20 protein-coding genes and 3 pseudogenes are annotated in these 23,396 nt (G+C 28.0%); 22 read left to right on the forward strand and 1 reads right to left on the reverse strand.

Translation table 11 applies throughout. The annotated features are described in order from the left end of the window. The 4 genes and pseudogenes from KGF42_RS13885 to KGF42_RS13900 form a co-directional block, all read left to right on the forward strand. Positions 1-454: pseudogene (locus KGF42_RS13885) on the forward strand (MSCRAMM family adhesin SdrC); the annotation flags it as partial. 630 nt (positions 455-1,084) lie between these two features. Further along, positions 1,085-1,309 carry a WYL domain-containing protein gene (locus KGF42_RS13890; protein ID WP_227823554.1) on the forward strand — a complete coding sequence of 75 codons (225 nt, stop codon included), beginning with the start codon at positions 1,085-1,087 and terminating at the stop codon, positions 1,307-1,309. Between the two features lie 346 nt (positions 1,310-1,655). Next, positions 1,656-2,033 carry a hypothetical protein gene (locus KGF42_RS13895; protein WP_227826533.1) on the forward strand — a complete coding sequence of 126 codons (378 nt, stop codon included), beginning with the start codon at positions 1,656-1,658 and terminating at the stop codon, positions 2,031-2,033. After that, a pseudogene (locus KGF42_RS13900) lies at positions 2,034-2,152 on the forward strand (helix-turn-helix transcriptional regulator); the annotation flags it as partial. 667 nt (positions 2,153-2,819) lie between these two features. On the opposite strand, the gene KGF42_RS19895 reads toward KGF42_RS13900, so the two are convergent. Continuing rightward, on the reverse strand, positions 2,820-2,942 hold the full coding sequence (locus KGF42_RS19895) for a hypothetical protein (protein ID WP_255643380.1): 123 nt from the start codon (positions 2,940-2,942) through the stop codon (positions 2,820-2,822). A 195-nt stretch (positions 2,943-3,137) separates the two neighbouring features. On the opposite strand from KGF42_RS19895, the gene KGF42_RS19900 reads away from it, so the two are divergent. The 18 genes and pseudogenes from KGF42_RS19900 to KGF42_RS13985 form a co-directional block, all read left to right on the forward strand. Further along, positions 3,138-3,266 (forward strand): hypothetical protein, encoded by a 129-nt coding sequence (locus tag KGF42_RS19900; RefSeq protein WP_255643378.1) that lies wholly within the window; start codon positions 3,138-3,140, stop codon positions 3,264-3,266. 612 nt (positions 3,267-3,878) lie between these two features. Then, complete coding sequence (locus KGF42_RS13905; protein ID WP_227822698.1) at positions 3,879-5,252, forward strand: ABC transporter substrate-binding protein; 1,374 nt, start codon at positions 3,879-3,881, stop codon at positions 5,250-5,252. 65 nt (positions 5,253-5,317) lie between these two features. Beyond that, positions 5,318-6,214 (forward strand): carbohydrate ABC transporter permease, encoded by an 897-nt coding sequence (locus KGF42_RS13910; protein WP_227822697.1) that lies wholly within the window; start codon positions 5,318-5,320, stop codon positions 6,212-6,214. Between the two features lie 22 nt (positions 6,215-6,236). Beyond that, on the forward strand, positions 6,237-7,064 hold the full coding sequence (locus KGF42_RS13915) for a carbohydrate ABC transporter permease (RefSeq protein ID WP_227826534.1): 828 nt from the start codon (positions 6,237-6,239) through the stop codon (positions 7,062-7,064). A 13-nt stretch (positions 7,065-7,077) separates the two neighbouring features. Beyond that, positions 7,078-8,163: a glycoside hydrolase family 130 protein gene (locus KGF42_RS13920; RefSeq protein WP_227822695.1), complete on the forward strand. Its 1,086-nt coding sequence runs from the start codon at positions 7,078-7,080 to the stop codon at positions 8,161-8,163. A gap of 71 nt (positions 8,164-8,234) precedes the next feature. Further along, entirely contained in the window at positions 8,235-9,251 is a 1,017-nt protein-coding gene (locus tag KGF42_RS13925; RefSeq protein WP_227822694.1) for a LacI family DNA-binding transcriptional regulator, read from the forward strand. A gap of 23 nt (positions 9,252-9,274) precedes the next feature. Further along, positions 9,275-10,858, forward strand: a complete 1,584-nt coding sequence (locus tag KGF42_RS13930) for an alpha-glucosidase (protein WP_227826535.1) — start codon at positions 9,275-9,277, stop codon at positions 10,856-10,858. A gap of 31 nt (positions 10,859-10,889) precedes the next feature. Next, positions 10,890-11,816, forward strand: coding sequence for an MTP-1 family protein (locus KGF42_RS13935; RefSeq protein ID WP_227822692.1), 927 nt, complete (start codon positions 10,890-10,892; stop codon positions 11,814-11,816). A gap of 22 nt (positions 11,817-11,838) precedes the next feature. Beyond that, positions 11,839-11,988 carry a hypothetical protein gene (locus KGF42_RS13940; protein WP_227822691.1) on the forward strand — a complete coding sequence of 50 codons (150 nt, stop codon included), beginning with the start codon at positions 11,839-11,841 and terminating at the stop codon, positions 11,986-11,988. Positions 11,989-12,545: 557 nt separating this feature from the next. After that, positions 12,546-13,379: a PRD domain-containing protein gene (locus KGF42_RS13945; protein ID WP_227822690.1), complete on the forward strand. Its 834-nt coding sequence runs from the start codon at positions 12,546-12,548 to the stop codon at positions 13,377-13,379. Between the two features lie 125 nt (positions 13,380-13,504). Then, positions 13,505-15,343, forward strand: a complete 1,839-nt coding sequence (locus KGF42_RS13950) for a beta-glucoside-specific PTS transporter subunit IIABC (RefSeq protein ID WP_227822689.1) — start codon at positions 13,505-13,507, stop codon at positions 15,341-15,343. Positions 15,344-15,365: 22 nt separating this feature from the next. After that, positions 15,366-16,799, forward strand: coding sequence for a 6-phospho-beta-glucosidase (locus tag KGF42_RS13955; RefSeq protein ID WP_227822688.1), 1,434 nt, complete (start codon positions 15,366-15,368; stop codon positions 16,797-16,799). 618 nt (positions 16,800-17,417) lie between these two features. Then, positions 17,418-18,836, forward strand: a complete 1,419-nt coding sequence (gene treP / locus KGF42_RS13960) for a PTS system trehalose-specific EIIBC component (RefSeq protein WP_227822687.1) — start codon at positions 17,418-17,420, stop codon at positions 18,834-18,836. Positions 18,837-18,919: 83 nt separating this feature from the next. Beyond that, positions 18,920-20,578, forward strand: a complete 1,659-nt coding sequence (gene treC / locus KGF42_RS13965) for an alpha,alpha-phosphotrehalase (protein WP_227826536.1) — start codon at positions 18,920-18,922, stop codon at positions 20,576-20,578. A 132-nt stretch (positions 20,579-20,710) separates the two neighbouring features. Then, positions 20,711-21,424, forward strand: a complete 714-nt coding sequence (treR, locus tag KGF42_RS13970; protein WP_227822685.1) for a trehalose operon repressor — start codon at positions 20,711-20,713, stop codon at positions 21,422-21,424. A gap of 54 nt (positions 21,425-21,478) precedes the next feature. Continuing rightward, complete coding sequence (locus KGF42_RS13975) at positions 21,479-22,306, forward strand: polysaccharide deacetylase family protein (RefSeq protein WP_227822684.1); 828 nt, start codon at positions 21,479-21,481, stop codon at positions 22,304-22,306. A 525-nt stretch (positions 22,307-22,831) separates the two neighbouring features. Beyond that, positions 22,832-23,026: a helix-turn-helix transcriptional regulator gene (locus tag KGF42_RS13980; protein ID WP_413927022.1), complete on the forward strand. Its 195-nt coding sequence runs from the start codon at positions 22,832-22,834 to the stop codon at positions 23,024-23,026. 188 nt (positions 23,027-23,214) lie between these two features. After that, positions 23,215-23,334: pseudogene (locus KGF42_RS13985) on the forward strand (helix-turn-helix transcriptional regulator); the annotation flags it as partial. Between the last annotated feature and the right edge of the window lie 62 nt (positions 23,335-23,396).

Consider the following 23,396-nt stretch of genomic DNA (forward strand, 5'->3'; position numbering starts at 1 on the left):
TGGAGGAAATAGCAAACCAAATCCAGATAATGGAGGAAATAGTAAACCGGATCCAGATAGTGGAGGAAATAGCAAACCAAATCCAGATAATGGAGGAAATAGTAAACCGGATCCAGATAGTGGAGGAAATAGCAAACCAAATCCAGATAATGGAGGAAATAGTAAACCGGATCCAGATAGTGGAGGAAGTAGCAAACCAAATCCAGATAATGGAGGAAATAGCAAAACAGATATAGATACAGATGGGGATGGAAAACCGGATATAAATATAGATACAGATGGGTATGGAAAACCAGATATAAATATAGATACAGATGAAAGTTTAGATAGTAATGTAGGTCAAAATGTACAAACAGGAGATCAAAGCAATATAATGCTAGATTTAGCATTAATGTTCATTAGCTCGTCTTTTTTAATTAAAAATCTAATAAATAAATACTTAAGACGTAAATAACATTTATTGTGTACATATTTATTTTATTGGATAAACTATAGTGGCTATAGATAGATTTGTGTAAATAAAAATCTATTTATAGTCATTTTTGTATTTAACTTTAAAGTTTTGAGATAATTTTCATATAGAAAAGAGAATTTTTTATTAAAAGAGATTAATGGAATTGATATCATTAATTCAATTTTAGTAATTATGTTTAGATACAGAGAGTCAACCAGTTAGTATAGAAGTTGTAAGTAGATGGGCTATAAACTCAGTGCTAATATATCCAAGATATGTATTAACTGATGTATCTAAAGTAATTACTTCCACAATTATCTGTTGGGTAACATTAATTTTAGCAAGAAGATGGAATTACAACTAATAAGCTATGAAAATATGAATAAATATTAGGTATTTAATTAGTAGGTTATATTGTTGCTGGAGATGATAATAAATATTTTAGTTTTAAAGAAAATTTTAAAATATAAGAATTTTAGCTTAAATAAATTAGGATAAGACTTTTTCTATATTTTAAACAAATTAAAACAAAGAAGTTTTAATTTGAGACCGAAAAGTTTTTGAAAAATAATATATATCCTAAACTAAATATTAGATGAAGCATTAGATAAAGCGACATTAAAGTTAAAAATGTATTCAAATCAAAAACAAGAAGACATTTTAACAAACCATTTAATCGCTCTTGAAGTAATAAAACCAATTGGGAAAATATCTATAGAATCAGTACTTAAAAAATTGGAAAATAGTATATTAAAGAAGCTATCTGTAGAAATCAACTATCGTACAGGTCGTGAAGCAAAATCAAAATATAGAATTATAAATCCATATGGAATTGTTCATTGGAATAATAATTAGTATAGATTGCTTCTTAGTGAACTTAAATTTTATTTAAATTTAAATTCTAAGCTACTTTCTCTATAGCCAATAGATAAGTATTAAAAAATTATCATATATGTAATTAGTACTTATAGCAACACAAATAGAGCTAATAGTTCCTATAATAAAATTTATCATTAGTTACATATAGGATAAACATCCTTTCTGCTTACTGTAGGAAATAGGACTATATGAAACTGCCACTCATAGATTGCAATTTATTTGAAAAAGTTATATATTTATAACATAAAGTATTATAAATATATAACTTTTAAGGAGTGATTTTATATGTATAAATCAGAAACTGGTGTAAGAAAAGATTATATTGGAATTACTTGTAATAACTTATTTTTTTATAGCTGTATTAGCCACTAAGTATATTTTTAAAGGTCCAAGTACTGCTTCTCTTCCAAGGTTGAGTTGGCTAATAGTTTTTGGATGTTATTCAATTGATAATAAAAAATATAATGATTTAGTTGGTGAATCATCTGAATTTATACTATCAAAGGTTAATAAAATTGCAATAAAAATAATGATATATTCTATAGTAATAATAGCTATTTTCTTTGCAACGCCTTATATAAGTAATATAAATATATCAAACGTGTATACAGGTATAATTCTCATTGCAGTTTTATTTATACAGTCTTTATCTAAATTAGTGTTGTATATATACTTTGATAAAAGGGGGATATGTAACTAAGTGGCAATATTGATGAAAACAAAAATTAAATAATACAGGGAAAACTCCTTATGACGCAAAATGAACTTGCTAAATTAGTTGGTGTAAGACGTGAGACTATTGTACACTTAGAAAATGGATTAATGTAACATAAAGGATATTCATGATAAACATTTAAAAAACTAAATAATAATAAGGATACAAGATAATATAAAATTAATTTGTATCCTTATTTTGATTTTGTAATCAACTATATGAAATTAAAATATTTTTATGTATTTAATTTTTACAATAAAAATATTTTATTCAATTTTTATACAGTTTCTACCTTCTTATCTGTCATTATTTGAGTATATATATTTAAATTTATTAATACATTATAATACTCATTAAAACTTGTACCGTTTTATGAGATACACCATTTTCAAAAAATCTAGTTCAATAAGTTTTTCTAAGATAGTGAAACTTTATAAACTCTATATCTAAGTTATTTAGTATAGATTTTAGATTCCTTAAAGGTCTTTTATTATTTATAAGGGGAGTTAATTTATTGAAAAACTCTCAATTATTATTTCTATATAATTTTCCAACTTTTAATATATCTGTATTTTGATTTACTTTATGTTATTTCAATTTATTTAAAATGTCTTTTGAAATAGGTACCATTCTGTAGGAATTTGATGTCTTTATTTTTTGATCTAATACCTTAAGTTCTATATCTACATTTTTATCTATAAAATATGTTATTTGAAGTGTTCTTTTAACTGTTAAATTGAATTTTTTTCTTATTGGTTTTCCATCTTCATTTTAAGCAATCATTATACGGGAACGCCAACCATATTTATATTTCATGATAGAGTTTTCTCCATTAGCTCCTTTAGTTGCCATTTTTAAACAGTTTCTTATATGATTTATAGTTATATCAATCAAAGAATGTAATACATTTCTCTAATAAGAATTTTATAACTTCATAAGTTTCTAGTGTTTCATAGAAGCTTAGCAAATAGTCAAATATATACGAGCTTTAAGCATAATAAGTCAAGTAAATAGTCTTTATATAAATAACTTTGTAAATATAGTATCAGGAATAAAGAGAGAAAGAGTATTAAACCTAGTTTAGTTATAATGAATTACTCGAAAATTTTGGATTATGAAAGTAAAGAAGTAGGAGAAGTTAAACTTGCTGACTTATCAAGGCAAATAAAAAAGATGGTTTTAGATTTTAATATACCAGTTATTCAGCGTGCTCAATAAAATGATGAATAGCAGAAAAGATGCTAAAGAAATATTACTAGCTTGTTTACCAGAGTTATATAATATGCATAATAAACTATCAGAGGAATTATAGTATGTTTGGATTATTAGATAGAGGTATCTCATATATACATAAAGCTTTAGAATAATTTGGAGAAATAGAAAAAGCTATAGTACTTGGAAGTAGGGTTATGGATAATTATAAAAAAGGATAAGATATAGCTATAATTGGTGGAAATGTAACTAATAAGATTATTTTTAGTTTGGATGATTATTTTAACAAAAAAGGAATTTACACTTTTAATAGATGCTAAATTCCTTTTTTGTTGCTTAAATAACACAATAGGGGGAGATTTAAAATTATAAGTAGAGAATAAGTTATAATTTTATATTTGCCATAATAATAGAGCCTACAGATATAGTGGTTAAGCCATATAAATTAAAGTTGCAAAATAAATTAAAATTAAAGTAAAAATAAATAGAAATTAAAGTAAAATAGATTTAAAATAAGAGTGAAAAGGTTTGCATTAAGTACTGGGTTAAAGTTTGAATTAAAGTACTTTTAAAGTGAGATATTACTAGAAACTTATTTACAATGGGGAGGAATATGTAATGAAAAGAGTAAAAAAGGGGATTGCCTTATTAGTGTTATCAAGTATTATGATTGGAACATTGAATGGTTGCACTAAAAATGATACGAGTACATCAGATGCGATTATAGTAAGTTTTTGGTCATCACCACAAAAAGTTCAATATGATTTTTGGGAAGGTAAGGCAAAAGAATTTAATAGTGAAGAAATAAAAATTAATGATAAAGTTGTGAAGGTAGAAGTACAGCAAATGCCTGAAACACCGTCATCAGAGGCGGGAATACAAAATGCTTTAGCTACAGATACAGCTCCAGCAATATCAGAAAATATAAATAGAGGTTTTGCAGCAACATTAGCAGATTCTGATGCAATATACAATTTAGAAGAAGAGGAATGGTTTAAAGCTGTAGTAAAAAATAAGGATATTAAAGACGTTATAGAAGGTTGGCAAATAGAAGGAAATCAATATGTTATTCCTCAGTATGTTAACCCAATGGTATTACAATGGAATTCAAAAGGATTAAAAGCATTAGGATATGATAATCCTCCAACAACAAAGGCAGAATTTGAAGAATTGATAACAACATTTAGAGCGAATAAAGATAAGATGAAAGAAGTTGGTGTAAGTCATATTATGTATAGAAATCAACTTATAAGACCGGATTTCTGGTGGGATAGATGGAATGATTTCCAAAACATTTATTTATCATTTAGTGGAGGAAAACCATGGGTTGAAGGTAATAAATTAGTTTTAGACAAAGAAGTAACAAAAGAAACATTTGAATTTTTTGGAACAATGGGAGATACTTTATTAACTCAAGAAATACCTAACTTATGGGCAGAAGAAAAACCTCAAGCATTATGTTCTATAGCAGCACCATGGGAAATCAGTGTTCTTAGAGAAGGTGGTAAGGTATATGGTGAAGATTATGTATTTGGTCCAATGATAGTGAAGAATGAAGGTGATACAGCATATAATTTTGCTGATTCAAAAGGTTTAGTTTTATACAAAGACGCAAATATTACAGATGAGATACATCAAGGTGCAGTGGAATTTGTTAAGTGGTTATACAGTGAAGAAAACTCTTCAAAAACTGATTTAGAATGGGTTCAAGCAACAACAATGTTACCTGTTAGAGGAGATTTAGTAGAAAATGATACATTCAAATCTTACTTGGATGAAAATGTTGAATTAAAAGCATTAGCACAAGAAGTGTCAAATGCGGTTCCAGGTATGCCACATGGAAAAATGGCTGAAATTCAAGAAGCTTTAGGTGGACCTTTAGCAGCATATATTGAAACAACATTGGGGTCAACTAGTCTAAAACCTACTGATGCAACTAAGTATGTTGATGAAGCATTTGACGCTATGAAGCAAGCTGGTGGATTGGAGTAAAGTCAAAAAGATAAAGCGAAAATAAGCTATCTTATTTTCGCTTTATTATAAAGGAGAGATGATAGATGAAGAAAAAAATACAAGGTTTAAGTAATAAAGGTGTAGTTTTAGGGTGGCTTTTCAATGTACCTTACTTGGTTTATTCTTTAATATATTTCTTAATTCCACTAGGATGGGCTATTTGGTTATCAACTACAGATTGGAATTTAATGTCTAGTAATAAAAACTTTGTAGGAATAAATAATTTTGTTAGATTGTTTAGTGATCCAAAAATAAAGGCAGCTTTTTTTAATTCGTTTAAATATCTAGTACCTATTGTTGTATTATCATTTGTTGTTGCAATGATTATTGCATTACTAGTTTATAACTTACCAGATAAAATAAAGGGCTTTATAGCTGTATTATTTTTTATACCCTATCTAACTTCAGGGGTAGCAGTATCAGTAGTAGTAAGATATTTTTTTAGTTACAATTCGGCTTTAAGTGTATTTTTAAGTGATAATGGAATTAATATCGATTGGTTTAGAGATTCTAGATGGGCTTTTGCTATAATTATAGGAATAATTGTTTGGAAAATGTCAGGTTATTATGCACTATTTATATTATCAGCATTAGAATCTATATCAGATGATGTGCATGATGCATGTAAAATAGATGGAGTTTATGGATTCAAAAAGTTTACAGGAGTAATATTGCCAATGATATTACCTACTTTAACAACAGTTTTAGTTTTAGCATCAGGTTTAGCGTTTGGGATATTTACTGAGCCATATTTATTAACTGGTGGTGGTCCTAATTTAGCAACTACAACTTGGCAACTAGAAATATACAATACATCATTCACCAACTTCCAATCTGGATATGGTGCTGCTATAGCAATAGCCAATGCGGTTCATATATTTGTAACTATTAAAATATTAAGTGTAGTTATGGATAAAATTAATGCTAAGTATGGAGCATAAAAATAAAGGGAGGTTGAGAATTATGAGCAATAAAAAGAAAGTAACTAAAATTTTAGTTGTAATAGCAACTTTAATAATATTAGCTATATCTTTATTCCCATATTACTATATGATAATTCAGTCATTTGCCTCATGGGAGCAAGTTGATAAAGTTATAGTGCCAACTAGCTTTGATTTAAGTAGCTATAAGTATTTGTTAGGTGGAACTAGTGGAGCAACTGCAAGTATGTGGATAAAGGCATTAATTAATTCATTTATAGTATCTTTACCTACAGCAATAATGTCAGTAGTAGTAGGTTTACTTGTTGGATACTCAGTATCAAAAATGAAAAAATTTAAAGGTGAAAAATTTATAATGAATACACTTTTATTCCAAATGTTCTTTCCAGTAATAATACTATTAGTACCAAGATATATGTTAACAAAACCATTAACTAATACTTATATAGGAATGATAATACCACTATCAGTATCTATTTGGGGAATATTTATGTACATAAATTACTTTAAATCATTACCTAATGATGTATTTGAAGCAGCTAGAATAGATGGTGCTTCAGAATTAAGAATATTAGGTAGTATTGCATTTCCAGTAACAAAATCAGTTACAACAATAGTATTTTTATCTACATTTATGAGTAGATGGGGAGAACTTATGTGGGATATGTTAATTTCACCAAAGATAGATATGCAAACACTAAATGTTTTAATATCTACACAATTTAAACCTATGGGAAATTTACCAGGGCCAATGTATGCAGCTTCAGTGATATTAACATTACCGATAATAATTATGTTCCTTTGTTTTTCTAAACATTTTAAAGAAGGAATAAACTTTATGCTTAAATAGTAGGGGGAAAATAATGAATAATATAAATGTAATAAGAAGTAAAAATAATCCATTAATAAAGACAAGTGATGTAAAACCAAGTAGAAAAGATTTTAGAGTGGATGGTGTATTTAATTGTGGAGTTTGTAAATATAATAATGAATATATTTTACTTTGTAGGGTAGCAGAATCAGTTAAAGTTGATTTAGATAAGGAAGTAAAGGTTCCTATAGTAGTTAATAAGGAAGGAGAAGATATTATAGAAGTAATATCTTTTAATAAGGATGTAGATATACAATATGACTACTCAGACCCACGTTCTTTATGGACAATAGATAATAAAGGAGCTAAAAAAATAGCGTATTTGACATCATTATCACACATTAGAGTAGCAAGGTCAAAAGATGGAGAAAACTTTAAAATAGATGATGAACCATTTATAAAACCAATAGCATCAGAAGAAGAATGGGGAATAGAAGACCCAAGGATAACTGAAATAGATGGAATTTACTATATAAATTATACATCAGTAACAAGAAATGGGGCAGCAACATCATTAGTATCTACTAAAGATTTTATTAGCTATGAAAGACATGGTATAATATTTGCACCTGAAAATAAAGATGTAACTATTTTCCCTGAAAAAATAGATGGAAAGTATATTGCATATAATAGACCTGTACCTTATTCAATAGGTACACCTGATATGTGGATAGCAGAATCTCCAGATTTAATACACTGGGGTAAGCAAAAATATTTTTATGGTGTAACAAATAAAGATTCTTGGGAAAATGGAAGAGTTGGTGGTGGGGCAGTACCATTTTTAACTGAAAAAGGATGGGTTAAAATTTACCATGCAGCAGATAGGAATAATAGATATTGCTTAGGAGCATTCCTACTTGATAAAAATAATCCATGTAAAATATTATCGAAGACAAATAAGCCTATACTAGAGCCTGATGCAGATTATGAAAGAGAAGGATTCTTTGGAAATGTAGTATTTACATGTGGATGTGTATTTGAAGATGGGTTTGTAAAGATATATTATGGTGCAGCAGATGATAAAGTTTGTAGAGCGGATATAAGGATTGAAGATATATTTGCAATGTTAGAGATTTAATGAAATCAAAGGCTATTGGTTGATTTATTGACCAATGGCCTTGAATTATATAGAATTTGGAGTGTCAATTTATGAGAAGAATAACAATGAAGGATATATCAAATAGATTAGATATATCTATAAATGCGGTATCTTTAGCTTTAAATAATAAGGTAGGTGTAAGTGAAGAAACCAGAAAAATGGTATTAAATGTGGCAGAAGAACTAGGTTATTTAGAGAAATCTCCTAAATTTGTAAAATCATATGCACAAAAAAATATATGTGTAATCATTAAAAAAATTTACTTTGAAGACAATACTTTTTATTCTAAGGTAATGAAAGGAATAAGTGATGAAGCTAGTAAAAATAACTATGATATTATAACTTGTATAAAGGATGATTCAAAAAATATTCCTAGCTGTATAGAAACAAAGAAGGTATGTGGAGTAGTAGTAATAGGAGCAATAGATGATGATTACTTATTTAAACTAAAACAATACAGTATACCAGTAGTATTAGTTGATCATGCATCATTACTTTATAATACTGATAGTATACTTACAGATAATAAAATGGGTAGTTTTAAAATAACAAAATTACTTTTTGATAAAGGATATGAAAAGATAGGATTTTTTGGGGATTTGGAATATTCATTGAGTGTTAAGGAGAGACATTTTGGTTATAAAGAGGCTATTAAGAAATTTGCATCAGCAGAAAGTAATGTAAAAGAGGATATACATAAATATTCAATTTTAAATGATATAGAAGAATATATATTAAATGGAGAGCATAAAAAAATTCAAGAAATTATAGAAAATATAGATACATTACCAGAAGCATTTGTATGTTCTAATGATAATGCAGCTATTATGTTGATTACTTCATTGGCAGACTTAGGGTATAAAGTTCCAAAGGATATTGCAGTGGTTGGATTTGATGATATAGCTATGAATTCACTGCTAGTTCCAAAATTAACCACAGTAAGAGTAAATAAGGAACTTATGGGAATGAAAGCTGTTAAACGATTGCTTTGGAGATTAAACAACAAAGAAGAGATGACCGAGAATTTGGTTATGGGTGTGGAAGTTATAGAACGAGCTAGCTGTTAAAATGAACTTTGGAGGAAAAATATATGCAAAATAAATGGTGGAGAGAGTCTGTATTTTATGAAATATATATGCCTAGTTTTAAGGATGGAAATGGTGATGGAATAGGAGATTTTAAAGGAATAGCGTCAAAACTAGATTACTTAAAAGATTTAGGGATAAAGGGGATTTGGCTAACACCATTTTATCCATCTCCTAAAGTTGATAATGGATATGATATATCGGACTATTATAATATAGATAAAGATTATGGAACATTAGAAGAATTTAAAGAATTTTTAAATAAGGCTCATAACTTAGGTATAAAAGTTATAATAGACATAGTTCTTAATCACACATCTAGTGAACATCCTTGGTTTAAAGAGTCAAAATCATCAATAGGTAGTGAAAGGAGAGATTTTTATATTTGGAAAAATAGTATTCCGAATAACTGGGAATCTTTTTTTGGTGGAGAAGCATGGGAATATGATGAAAATACAAAAGAGTACTATTATCATGCCTTTGCAAAAGAGCAAGTAGATTTGAATTGGTCAAATCCAAAGGTTTATGAGGCCATGAAAGATGTATTGAAGTACTGGATAGATTTTGGAATTGATGGATTTAGATTTGATGTTATAAATTTCTTAACAGTACAAGATGATTTAAATGTTGATAATCCGTTTGATGAAAGTGGTGAACAAATACATAAGTATGACAAGAATCAAGATGGTGTATTAGATATAATAAAGAGATTAGTAAAAGATATTAGGGACATTAAGGAAGATATTTTTCTTGTGGGAGAAGTAGGCTCAGAAGATTTTAATGAATTAAAGCCATATTGTGGTGAAAACTTGCTAGATGTTGTGTTTAATTTTAATTTAGGGAGTATAGACGAATTTTCTATAGAAAAAATATATAAAGAAATACTATGTATGAATGAAGAATATGATGAAAAACAGATACCTACAATATTTTTTAATAGTCATGATATGGGAAGAAGTATAACACGATTTAATCCTAAGGGAAATTGTAATGGGATAGAAAAGGCTATAGCAGCTTTACTTTTGACAACTAAAGGTGTTCCATTTATGTATTTTGGTGAAGAAATAGGTATGCAAGACTTAGTTTGTTATGATATTGATAAAATGAATGATATACAAGGAATAACTAAATATAAATTAGAAATAGCAAAAGGTAAATCAGAATATGAAGCTCTAAAATTATCAAATAAAAGTTCTAGAGACAAGTCTAGAAGTCCTATGCAGTGGAATAATGACATCAATTATGGATTTAGTGAAGCAAAGCCTTGGATTAATATAGAAGATAAGAAAGATAAAACAACAGTTGAAAAAGCTACAAAAGATAATAAAAGTTTATTAAACTTATACAAAGAATTAATAAAAATAAGATGTAATACAACAGCGCTATTATATGGGGATTATGAAGATTTAATTTTAGAAAATGATGTATTAAGCTTTAGAAGAAAATACAATGATATAGTTGTAGATGTTGTAATCAACTTTAGCAATGAGGATTATACACAAAAAATAGATAAAATAGAACTCTTAAACACATCAGAAAGCAATACATTAAAACCATATGATTTCTCAATATATATAAATAAATTATAAATATAATAAATTAATGATTAAGAGGTAAAATATGTCTAGTTTAAAAACAATTAAACAATTATTGAATGAATATAATGCAAAAGATGTAAGATTCTACAGAAAAGAAAAAATAGTATTCGAAGATGTAGGAGAAAAAGATGTATATAATATAAGTGCACCTTTTATAGATGAAAATGAATTAGTAATAGCAGGAAGAGTAGAATATAGAGACAGTGAGCACTCAGAAATTTATTTTTTTGTTAAAAGGAATGGGAAATGGATACCAAGAGAAAATACTAAAAAATTCACTTTACAAGACCCATTTTTTACTTTTATAAATGGAGAATTAATATTAGGTGGAGTTGAAATATTCCCACATCTAACTATAGAAAACTCACTAGGATGGAGAACTGTATTTTATAAAGGTAAAGATATCAACTCCTTAGAAATGTGTTTCAAGGGTCCAATTGGAATGAAGGATTTAAGACTTGTTGAGTTAAAGAATAAAAAAATAGGAGTTTTAACTAGACCACAAGGAAGTAAAGGTGGTAGAGGTAAAATAGGATTTACAATAGTTAATAAAATAGATGATTTGACTATAAATACTATAGATAACGCACCCCTATTAAAAAATCAATTTACTGATTTAGAGTGGGGAGGAGCCAATGAAGCACATTTATTAAAAGATGGAAGACTTGGAATTTTGGGGCATATTGCTTGCTTTGATGATAATAAGGATAGACATTATTATCCAATGGTATTCATATTAAATCCAGAAACTAGTGAAACCACTGATATAGAATTAATAGCTACTAGAAAAGATTTTTTAGAAGGTCCTTCAAAAAGAACAGACTTAATTGATGTGGTATTTAGTGGAGGTTTAGTAAGGAACAATGATGAAACAGCAACTTTATATGCAGGAATAAGTGATGCTGAAGCTCAATTAGTAACAATCTTAGATCCTTTCAATGGATTATAGAAGTTTGGAGGACATTAATGGAATGATAAATATCTTAGATGAAACGTATGACAACAGGTTTATAGATGCAGTAAAAGCACAAATAATAAGACCCGATATAATAGATGGATATGGAGAAAGCTGTGGGTATTTAGTTGGTACTCATGTTAGGGATAAAGATAGAAACAATTAAGGATGACATAGAAAACAAAATACAAGAAATATAAATGAAATTTAAGGAGAATAAGAATGAGGAAAGATTATGTTGTAGCAGTAGATTTAGGTGGAAAATTATGTGTGCTAGGTGCAGCTACACTAGCTATAAGTGAATTAAATAATATCAATTAAGTTAAATTGGAAAATAATAAAAGAAATATTAAAAAAATACTATCTTGCGTAACATAGAATTATACGGATTATGAGAATATAAATAAATAACAACAAGGACTTTGTACTTTTATGACCCTTGTGGGTAAAATTTATTTTAACATGCTTAGATTATATAAATTATATGAAAAAAAAGTAGAATGAGTGAATATTTAGAAGAATAAGCTAGTAAAGATATATATGAAATTATATATTGACTAAGTAGAGTTAATAATTTATAATGAAAATAAAGTTATCATACAGATAAATAAAAGGATCGTTACTGAGATAGATGTAATCAGGCGTGACCTAAAAATTCTAGTAAATTCTTAAAGTATTATTAGTCTTTTTTAGGTCTATTTTTGTTTACAGTGGAGGTAGTTTATGGTTATAAAGAAAGTATTTAATAATAATGTTGTATTTGCCAGAGATAATTCAGGACAAGAAGTAATATTAATGGGAAAAGGAATTGGATTTAATAAATTTACTAAAGATTTAGTTGAAATAGATAAAATTGAAAAAAAATTTATATTCAATAATGAGGAATCATTAAGTGAATTACATTTACTACTAGATAGGATACCTTTAAAAGATGTTGAGCTTGTAAGTGAAATTATTCAAATGGGAAGAGAAGAATTAGGCGATAATCTTAATGATAGTATATTAATCACATTATCGGAACATATAAGTTATATGCTAAAAAGAATGGATGAAGGATTAGTGTTTCAAAGCCCACTTCAATGGGAAATAAGACAAATATATCCTAATGAATATAACTTTAGTAAGAAAGCTGTAGAATATTTAAGAAAAAAATTGGATAAAGATATTCCTGACTCTGAAATAGCTTTTATTACGATACACTTTGCAAATGCTCAGTTAGAAACAAAAGATATGCAAGAAACTTTATTGTTAACTAAGATAATTGATAATGTATTAGATATCATAAAGTATCATTATGGAATTGAAATAAATGAATATTCCTTTGACTACACAAGGTTTATAAGCCATTTAAGGTGTTTTATAAAAAGGCAATTAAGAGGTGAAAATACAAATGTAGACACATCATTATTAGATATAATAAAAATGAAATATAAAAGTGATTACAATTGTGCAAAAAAAGTAAAAAACTTCCTTGAAAAGACATATAAATGGAAAATTAGCGAAAATGAATTGTTATACTTAACATTGCATTTAAATAGATTATCAAATATAAAGTAAATAGTGTAGGATTGTTACTGTTCGGCAGGCATGACCTAAGTTAGTATAATTAGTTTTTAATATCTAATTGTATTGATTTAGGTCTATTTTTATACATAAAATTATGAAAATGGAGGGTATATTGTATGAAATTTGAAAGAGAGTCTGAAGAGATTATAAAATATGTAGGAGGAAAAGAAAATATTATTAGTTTAGTTCATTGTGCAACTAGGCTACGTTTTAAGCTGAAAGATACTTCAAAAACTAACAAAGAAGAGTTATTAAAAATTAAGGATGTACTATCTGTAGTAAATAGTGGAGGACAATACCAAGTAGTAATTGGAAATAAAGTAACTGATTACTTTGAAACTATTACAAAAAAAGCAGTTTTACAAGGACAAAATACTGAAGAAAAGGGAGAAAAAGTTTCAATAGTTTCTAGAATATTTGAATCAATTTCAGGTGCATTTTCTCCATTAATACCTGCACTAGCTGGAGCAGGTATGATTAAGGCATTACTTACAATACTAACCACTATGAAATGGATGTCTGATGCAAGTAGCACTTATGCTATATTATCAGCAGCTGGAAATGCTGTATTTTACTTCTTACCAATATTCTTAGGTATTACTTTAGCTATAAAGCTTGGTACAAATCCATATGTTGGTGGAGTGATAGGAGCAGCTTTGTTAGATCCTAATTTTACAGCTTTAATTGGAGCAAAAGGTGGTGCTAACTTTTTTGGAATGCCAGTAACACCAATTGATTATTCTTTTGGTGTGTTCCCTATATTTGTTGCTATATTTATTTATTATTACGTTGATAAGCTTTTAAAGAAGATTATATTAAAAGATTTACAATTGTTCTTAGTACCGATGATATCATTATTAGTTATGGTTCCTTTAACTGTGATTTTATTTGGACCAATAGCAACTACTGTTGGTGATGTAATATCAAATATTTTTATGGGATTATTTGAATTTAATAGAGTAATTGCAGGAGCTGCAATAGGCATAGCTATGCCATTCTTAGCGGTATTGGGATTACACTGGGGCTTCACACCAATTACTTTACAAAACTTGGCTACAATGGGTGGAGACCCAATAGAAGGTGCAGCTGTTGCAGCAGTATTTGCTCAAATAGGTATTGCAATAGGTTTATTTATGAAGGTTAGAAAATCTAAAAAAAATCCAGAATTAAAAGTATTAGCAGGTTCAACAGCAGTTACAGGAATTTTAGCAGGAGTAACAGAACCTATAATTTATGGAATTATATTAAGATACAGAAGGATGATTCCAATATTAGCTATTGCAGGAGGTATTGGTGGTGGCATATGTGGTGCATTTGGTGTTACTTGTAATGCATATGTATTCCATAATATATTCTCAATGCCAGTTTATACACCATTCCTAGGATATATATTAGGAATAGGAACAGCATTAGTACTAGGATCAGTATTATCATATTTCTTTGGATTAAGTAAAGAAGAATGTGAAGAAGGTAATGAAGTTGTTTCTAATGAAGAAGATGGTATAGAGGAAATATTATCTCCAATAGAAGGTTTACAAATAGAGTTATCTGAAGTAGAAGATGAAGTATTTGCATCAGGAACTATAGGTAATGGTATGGCAATAATACCTTCAAAGGGAGAAGTTGTATCTCCTGTAAATGGAACAATAACAACTATTTTTCCTACAAAGCATGCAATAGGGATTACCTCTGATAAAGGTGTAGAAATATTAATACACGTAGGACTTAACACTACTATGTTAGATGGAAAGTATTATACTACTCATATGAATGCAGGAGATAAAGTTAAAAAAGGAGATAAGATTGTTTCTTTCGATAAGGATAAAATAGAAGGTGAAGGGTATAGTGTTGTTACACCAATAATACTAACTAACACAAATGATTTAGCAGATGTAATAGTTAAAGAAAATAAACATATTAAAATTGGAACACCTGTAATAAAAGTTGTTTATTAATTATACTGGAGGAGATATTTCTATGAAATCTAATCAAGAATTTTTATGGGGAGGGGCAGTTGCTGCTCATCAAGTTGAAGGTGGATATAATAAAGGTGGAAAAGGAATAAGTATTGCAGATGTAATGACTGCGGGTACTCATACTGTTCCAAGAAAGATAACAGATGGAGTGCTTGAGGGCTTAAATTATCCTAATCATGAAGCTATTAATTTTTATGAAAATTATAAAGAAGATATTAGATTATTTGCAGAAATGGGATATAAGTGTTTTAGGACAAGTATTGCTTGGACTAGAATTTTTCCAAAGGGAAATGAATCAACTCCAAATGAAGATGGATTGAAATTTTATGATGATTTATTTGATGAATTATTAAAATATAATATAGAGCCAGTAATAACTTTAAGTCATTTTGAAATGCCTTATCATTTAGTGAAAAACTATGGTGGCTGGAGAAATAGAAAGTTAATAGACTTCTTCGTAAACTTCTGTGAAGTGGTAATGAATAGATACAAGGATAAAGTTAAGTACTGGATGACTTTCAATGAAATAAATAATCAAAGTATAACTACAAATCCTATTTATGCATTTACTAACTCGGGAATAATCTATGAAGAGCAGGAAGACAGGGAAGAAGTTATGTATCAAGCAGCTCATTATGAATTTGTAGCAAGTGCAAAGGTTGTGAAGATAGGTCATGAAATAAACCCTGAGTTTAAAATTGGATGTATGGTGGCAGCTATGCCAAGCTATCCTTATTCTTGCAATCCAGAGGATATGATTAAATTTGTAGAATCTAATAGAGAACAACTTATGTTTACTGATGTACATGTAAGAGGTCATTATCCAAGACATACACTAAAATTATGGGAAAGAAAAAAGTATAATCTAGATATGACAGAGGAAGATAAAAAAATTCTAAAAGAAGGAACAGTTGATTTTATTGGATGTAGTTATTATTTAACTACTGTAGTAACAGCTGATAAAACTATGAAAACAACAGGTAATGACTCAGCAGGAAAGGCTGATGTAGTTGAAAATCCATACTTAAAAACTTCTGATTGGGGGTGGAATATAGACCCTGTAGGTCTACGATTTTACCTTAACCAACTATATGATAAGTATGAACTTCCTATATTCATTGTTGAAAATGGGTTTGGAGCAGAGGATGTATTAAAATCAGATAATACTGTAGATGATGATTATAGAATAGAATATTTGGCTAATCATATAAAGGAAATGAAAAATGCCATTGAAATTGATGGTGTTGATGTTATAGGGTATACTGTTTGGGGATGTATAGATCCAGTGTCATTTACAACAGGAGAAATGAAAAAAAGGTATGGATTTATATATGTAGATAAAAATAATGATGGAAGCGGGACTCTTAAAAGATATAAAAAGAAATCTTTTGATTGGTATAAAAATGTAATAAAATTTAATGGAGAAATTTTATAGGTAGATAAATTTTAATATTTATAAGATTATGTTAAATAAACCATTAAAAATTAGATTAAAATCGTGGGTATTATTCTTGAGGATAGTCTCCGCTGTTTAAATCCATTAAAAGATATTGGCTAAATAGTCAATATCTTTTTTTATTAAAAAATGAATATAAATATAAAAAGGTAAAGTTAAAAATTGGTAGGTATAACTTTTGTTTCACCAAATATTGATAATATAAAAGACCTTAGTAATATGTTGGAAAAATATTTAAAGAAGAATTATAATGAGTAGAAAAATTAATAAAAATTTACTGCTTATTTTTTAGAATTAAGTAGAGTTTTTTTGATATTAACAAGAGGAATGGTTTAGTATAGATTGTTAGAATAGAGATAAAAATATACAATATTTAAATTTTCTAAAACATATACGTATAAGTTTTGGGGGAATATCGAATTATATAAAATAATTTTCTAATTCAATTTATATTTAATTAAGAAAAAACTTATATATAGTAAAAAACGGAATGTAAACATTGACATAAAGAAATACATGTGATAGTATTTTAATAAAACATATACGTATAAGTTGTAAAAAACAATAAGTAATCCGTATAAAAGAGGAGGGCGAGAGATGAGTAAATATTCTAACGAAGTAAAAGAAATGTTAGCATACTTAGGTGGAAAAGAAAATATTGTAACTTTAATGCATTGTATGACAAGGTTAAGATTTGTTCTTAATGACACCAGCAAAGCTAATACAAAAAAGATTGAAGAGTTAAAAAATGTTAAAGGTGTGTTTACACAAGCAGGTCAATTTCAAGTAATAATTGGGCCAGATGTGGGTAATTATTATAAAGAATTTATTGAAATATCAGGAGTACAAGGTGAATCTAAAGAAAATGTAAAAGAAGCAGCTAAGAAGAATATGAACATACTTCAAAGAATTATTACTAATATGTCAGAAATTTTTGCTCCATTAATTCCAGCTATTATTGCAGGTGGATTAATTCTAGCTTTTAGAACAACTATTGGAGATATGAAATTTTTTGAAGATGGAACAAAGTCCCTTATTGAAATATCTCAATTTTGGAGTGGAGTACATAGTTTTTTATGGTTAATAGGGGAAGCAGTATTCCATTACTTACCAGTTGGTGTCGTATGGTCCATAACTAAAAAAATGGGTGGTACTCAGATTTTAGGTATAGTTACAGGTATTACCTTAGTATCACCACAATTGTTAAATGCTTATGCAGTAGGTTCAACAGAAGTTCCTTTCTGGAATTTTGGTTTTGCACAAGTTGAAATGATTGGATATCAGGCTCAAATAGTTCCTGCAATTCTTGTAGGTTTTACTTTAGTATATTTAGAAAGACTATTCAAAAAGATTACTCCTCATGCAATAAGTATGGTGGTGGTTCCATTGTTTTCAGTAATTATTTCAGTATTATTAGCACATACAGTTTTAGGACCAATAGGTTGGGCTATTGGGAATGGAATAGCAACTGTTATTCAAGCAGGCTTTGATTCTTCTTTTGCATGGTTATTTGCAGGTATTTATGGATTTTCATTCTGTCTATTAGTTATTACTGGGTTACATCACACTATACTTCCAATAGATTTACAATTAATAGGATCTATGGGTGGAACACCAATTTGGCCAATTAATGCACTCTGTGGTATGGCACAGGCCTCTGCAGTTTTAGCCTATATGTATTTAAAAAGAAAAGATAATGAAGTTAAACAAGTAGGAGTGCCAGCATGTATTTCAGCATGTCTTGGTGTTGCAGAACCAGCTATATTTGGTATTAATTTAAAGTATTTTTATCCATTTTTAGCGGCTCTTATAGGTTCTGGTGTTGCAGGAATGATATCAGTTATAACTAAAACTACTGCTGTATCTATTGGTGTTACAGGAATACCAGCTATATTATCAATTAATCCAAAAAATATGTTTAGTTATTTAATAGCATCAGTAGTATCAATAGTATTAACTTTTGTGTTAACTATAATTTTTTCAAAGACAAAACTTGCGAAAATTAAAGATAAATAGATTTATTTTTTTAAGTAGCCAATTAAAGAAATTAATAAAGTTTTGTAATATTAGTATATAAGTAGGAGAAGGTGAAAGTAATAATGAAGGACTTTAGGACAAGTTGTGTTTATCAGATATACCCTAAATCATTTAAAGATAGTAATGGGGATGGAATAGGAGATTTAAGAGGAATTATTGAAAAATTGGATTATCTTGAATTTCTTGGTGTAGATTATATATGGTTGACACCTTGTTATGTATCTCCTCAAAATGATAATGGATATGATGTAGCTGATTATAAAGCTATTGATTCTAGATTTGGTACAATGGATGATTTAGAAGAGTTAATAAAAAAGACTAAAGATAGAGGCATAAAAATTATGCTTGATTTGGTGTTTAATCATACATCAACAGAACATATATGGTTTAAAAAAGCTATTGGAGGAGATAAAAAATATAAGGACTATTATATTTTCAAAAAAGGAAGAGCAAAGGGAATTCCACCAACAAATTGGGAGTCAAAATTTGGTGGAAGTGCATGGGAATATGTTGAAAAGTTTGATGAATATTATCTTCATCTTTTTGATAAAACTCAAGCTGATTTAAATTGGGACAACCCACAAGTAAGAAAAGAAATTATTGATATTATTAGGTTTTGGATGAGCAAAGGAGTTAAAGGCTTCCGTTTAGATGTTATAAATCTTATTTCAAAGCCTAATGTTTTTGAGGATGATAATTTAGGTGATGGAAGAAGACTTTATACTGATGGAGAAAACATTCATAAGTATTTAAAAGAGGTATCTGAAAATACCTTTATGCTTGATGAAGATGTAATAACTGTAGGGGAAATGTCTTCAACAACCATTGATTATTGTATTAAGTATAGTAATCCTAAAGAAAAAGAGTTAAGTATGGTATTTAACTTTCATCACTTAAAGGCAGATTATGATGGTGGTAATAAGTGGGCATTAAAAGAATTAGATTTTGCGGAGCTTAAAAATATATTAAATCAGTGGCAAATAGGGATGGAAAAAGGAAATGGATGGAATGCAGTTTTCTGGTGTAATCATGATCAGCCACGTATTGTAAGTAGATATGGAGATGATGGTGTATATCACAAGGAATCAGCTAAGATGTTGGCTACTATAGTTCATTTAATGAGGGGAACTCCGTATATTTATCAAGGTGAAGAGTTTGGAATGACCAATGCTTACTTTGCTGATATTAATGAGTATAGAGATGTAGAGTCTATAAACTATTATAATATTTTAAAGGATAGAGGTTCATCCAATGAGGAGATTATGAAGATAATAATGAATCGTTCTAGAGATAATGGAAGGACTCCTGTTCAATGGGATAGTACAGATAATGCGGGCTTTACTACAGGTACACCATGGATATCTTTATGTAATAAGTATAAAGATATAAATGTAGAAAAAGATATAAAAGATTCAAATAGTATTTTATATTATTATAAGAAACTTATTGAGTTAAGGAAAAAGTATAAAGTTATTAGTAATGGATCATATAAGCCATTGTTGGAAAATAATAATAGGGTGTTTGCATATAAAAGAATTTTAGATGATGAAGAACTTTTAGTGTTATGTAATTTTTATCCATCATTTGAAAGAATAATCTTAAAAGAGAGAAAAAATAACTTTAAATGCATTTTATCTAATTACGAAAGTATAGATTTTTCTAATGAGATAGAACTAAAGCCTTATGAGTCTATAGTTTTTTATTGTAATGAAAATGTTTAAAACTGTTAGAATAGTAAGAAGAAACTTATAACATAGTTTCTTTAAATTTACTAGATTATTTAGCTAGTTATATGCTTTAGAATTTATTGATATATATTTTCTACAATGCTACAATATAAATGGTGATAGAATATGGAAAGTAAATATGAAAAAGTATATAATGAAATATTAAATAAAATTGAAAAAAATGAATATGTAGCTCATGATAAGTTGCCTACAGAAAGCGAACTTATGAGTGAATATACAGTTTCTAGAGATACAGTTAGAAAAGCATTAAGTATTTTAGAACAAAAAGGATATATAAAGAAATCAAGAGGTAAATCAGCGATTGTTTTAGATATTCATAAGTTTAATTTTCCTGTGTCAGGAATAACAAGCTTTGAGGAATTACATAGTATGCTTGGATTAAATTGTAAGACATATGTTGAAAATCTTGAGATAGTAAAAGGTGATACTATATTAATGGAGAAGCTTCAAGTAGGAAAGAAAGATGAAGTATATAAACTTTTACGAGTAAGAGAAATTGATGGAGAAAAAATTATAATAGATAAGGATTACTTTAATCGTAATATTATTAATAATCTTCCTTTAGTAGCTGCAAAAAAATCTGTATATGAATATATAGAAGGGGAGCTTGGACTTAAGATAGGTTTTGGTAAAAAAGAAATTACTGTAGAGATGGCTACTGATGAAGATATAGAACTTCTAGATTTGAGAGAATTTAACATGGTTGTGGTTGTAAGGAGTTATACATATCTTGAAGATACAACCTTGTTTCAGTATACAGTATCAAGACATAGACCAGATAAATTTAAATTTATAGATTTTACATGTAGAAGTATATAGTAAGTATGCCTCCATAATATTAAGTATAATAGTAGTTAGAATGGAGTGATTATTATGAGAACAATACATCAGTGTTTTCCAGATGGAAAAAATAAGGTACTTACGATGAGTTATGATGATGGTCGTGAAGCGGATATAAGACTTATAAAAATATTTAATGATAATGGAATCAAAGGTACATTTTATTTAAATTCTGGTTATATAGATAAAAGTTTTAATGATAATATTAAAAACTTTGGACGTAGAATAAAAGAAGATGAGATTAAAGAACTATATAAAGGACATGAGGTTGCAACACATACCGTAACACATCCCACTATAGCAAGATGCCCTATCTCTCAGGTTGTTAATCAAATTGTTGAAGATAGGAAAAAATTAGAGTCTATAGTAGGATATCCTGTAAGAGGTTTATCATATCCAAATGGATCATATAGTGAAGAAATAAAAAACATGTTACCTTATATTGATATTAAATATGGAAGAATAGCAGGAAGTAGTGGCAATTTTAATATGCCATCAGACTTGTATCAGTGGGAAGCTACATGTCATCATAATAAAAATTTGTTAGAATTAGCAAATGAATTTTTAATTAAGGACAGACCACAGCATTTACATATGTTTTATGTATGGGGACATAGTTATGAATTTAATAGGGATAATAATTGGGAATTAATCAAAGAATTCTCACAGAAGATGGGAAATAGAGATGATATTTGGTATGCTACAAATATTGAAATAGTTGATTATTTATATGCCTTTAATAGATTAATATTTTCTATGGATGGAAGTTTTGTGTATAATCCTTCAGTCCAATCTGTATGGGTTAATGTGGACAATATAGTTTATGAAATTAAAGGTGGACAGCAAGTAAAATTTAAGTAGTTGAGGAATATCATGTTAACAAAGGAATATAGCGAACTTGTTAAAAAATTAGGTGAATGTAATAAATTATAATTTTATTAAAACTGAGTTTATAGACAAAGTAGTTTAAATTGCACTAAGTCAGTTGCAAATAAATCATATATATCAGAAAATATATATAATATATTGTTATGAGTACAAACAATAGTTATCTATTCATTAAAAAATTTAATTGAGAGTTTGATTTGTATTATTGAATTAGCAAGGGTTTTGGAGAGTAGGAAATTATACACTAAGGATATTCCAACTACAAAAATAAACAATAAAAGAGCATTAAAAAAATTAGTCTAACATCATAACTAAATAGCTATATACCTACATTTACAAAAAACAACAAAACAATCAAATAACCACTTATAGACTCCCATCATCTCCAACATTGAAATCCACGAAAAATATTAGCAATTTGCTAATATTTTTTTGTGAAAATTAATCTAATAACCTATATAGTTAATTTATAAAACACATATGAAGGGGTAAAACTATATGTCTAAAATTGATAATATAATGTCTATATTATGGATATTAAACTCAGATAAAAAAGTTACTGCAAAACAAATATCTGAAAAACTAGAAATAAATGTAAGAACTGTCTACAGATATATTGATGCATTATCTGCTAGTGGATTACCTATAATTTCAGATACAGGTCATAATGGTTTATATACCAGATTGCAATAACAATAATGATATATTCTATAGTAATAATAGCTATTTTCTTTGCAACGTCTTATACAATTAATATAAGTATATCAAATTTGGATACAGGTATAATTCTTATTGTAGTTTTATTTATACAGTCTTTATCTAAATTAGTGTTGTATATGTATTTTGATAAAAGGGGGATATGTAACTAAGTGGCAATATTAATGAAAACAAAAATTAAAGAATATAGAGAAAAACTTCTTATGACGCAAAATGAACTTGCTAAATTAGTTGGGGTAAGACGTGAGACTATTGTACATTTAGAAAATGGGAAATATAATCCTTTTTAAGATAAGAAGAGTATTGTAAATGATAAAAATTAGTGAATATACAGTCAATTAATAAA

The organism is Clostridioides sp. ZZV15-6383 (genome assembly GCF_020657735.1).
GTDB classification, from domain to species: domain Bacteria; phylum Bacillota; class Clostridia; order Peptostreptococcales; family Peptostreptococcaceae; genus Clostridioides; species Clostridioides difficile_D.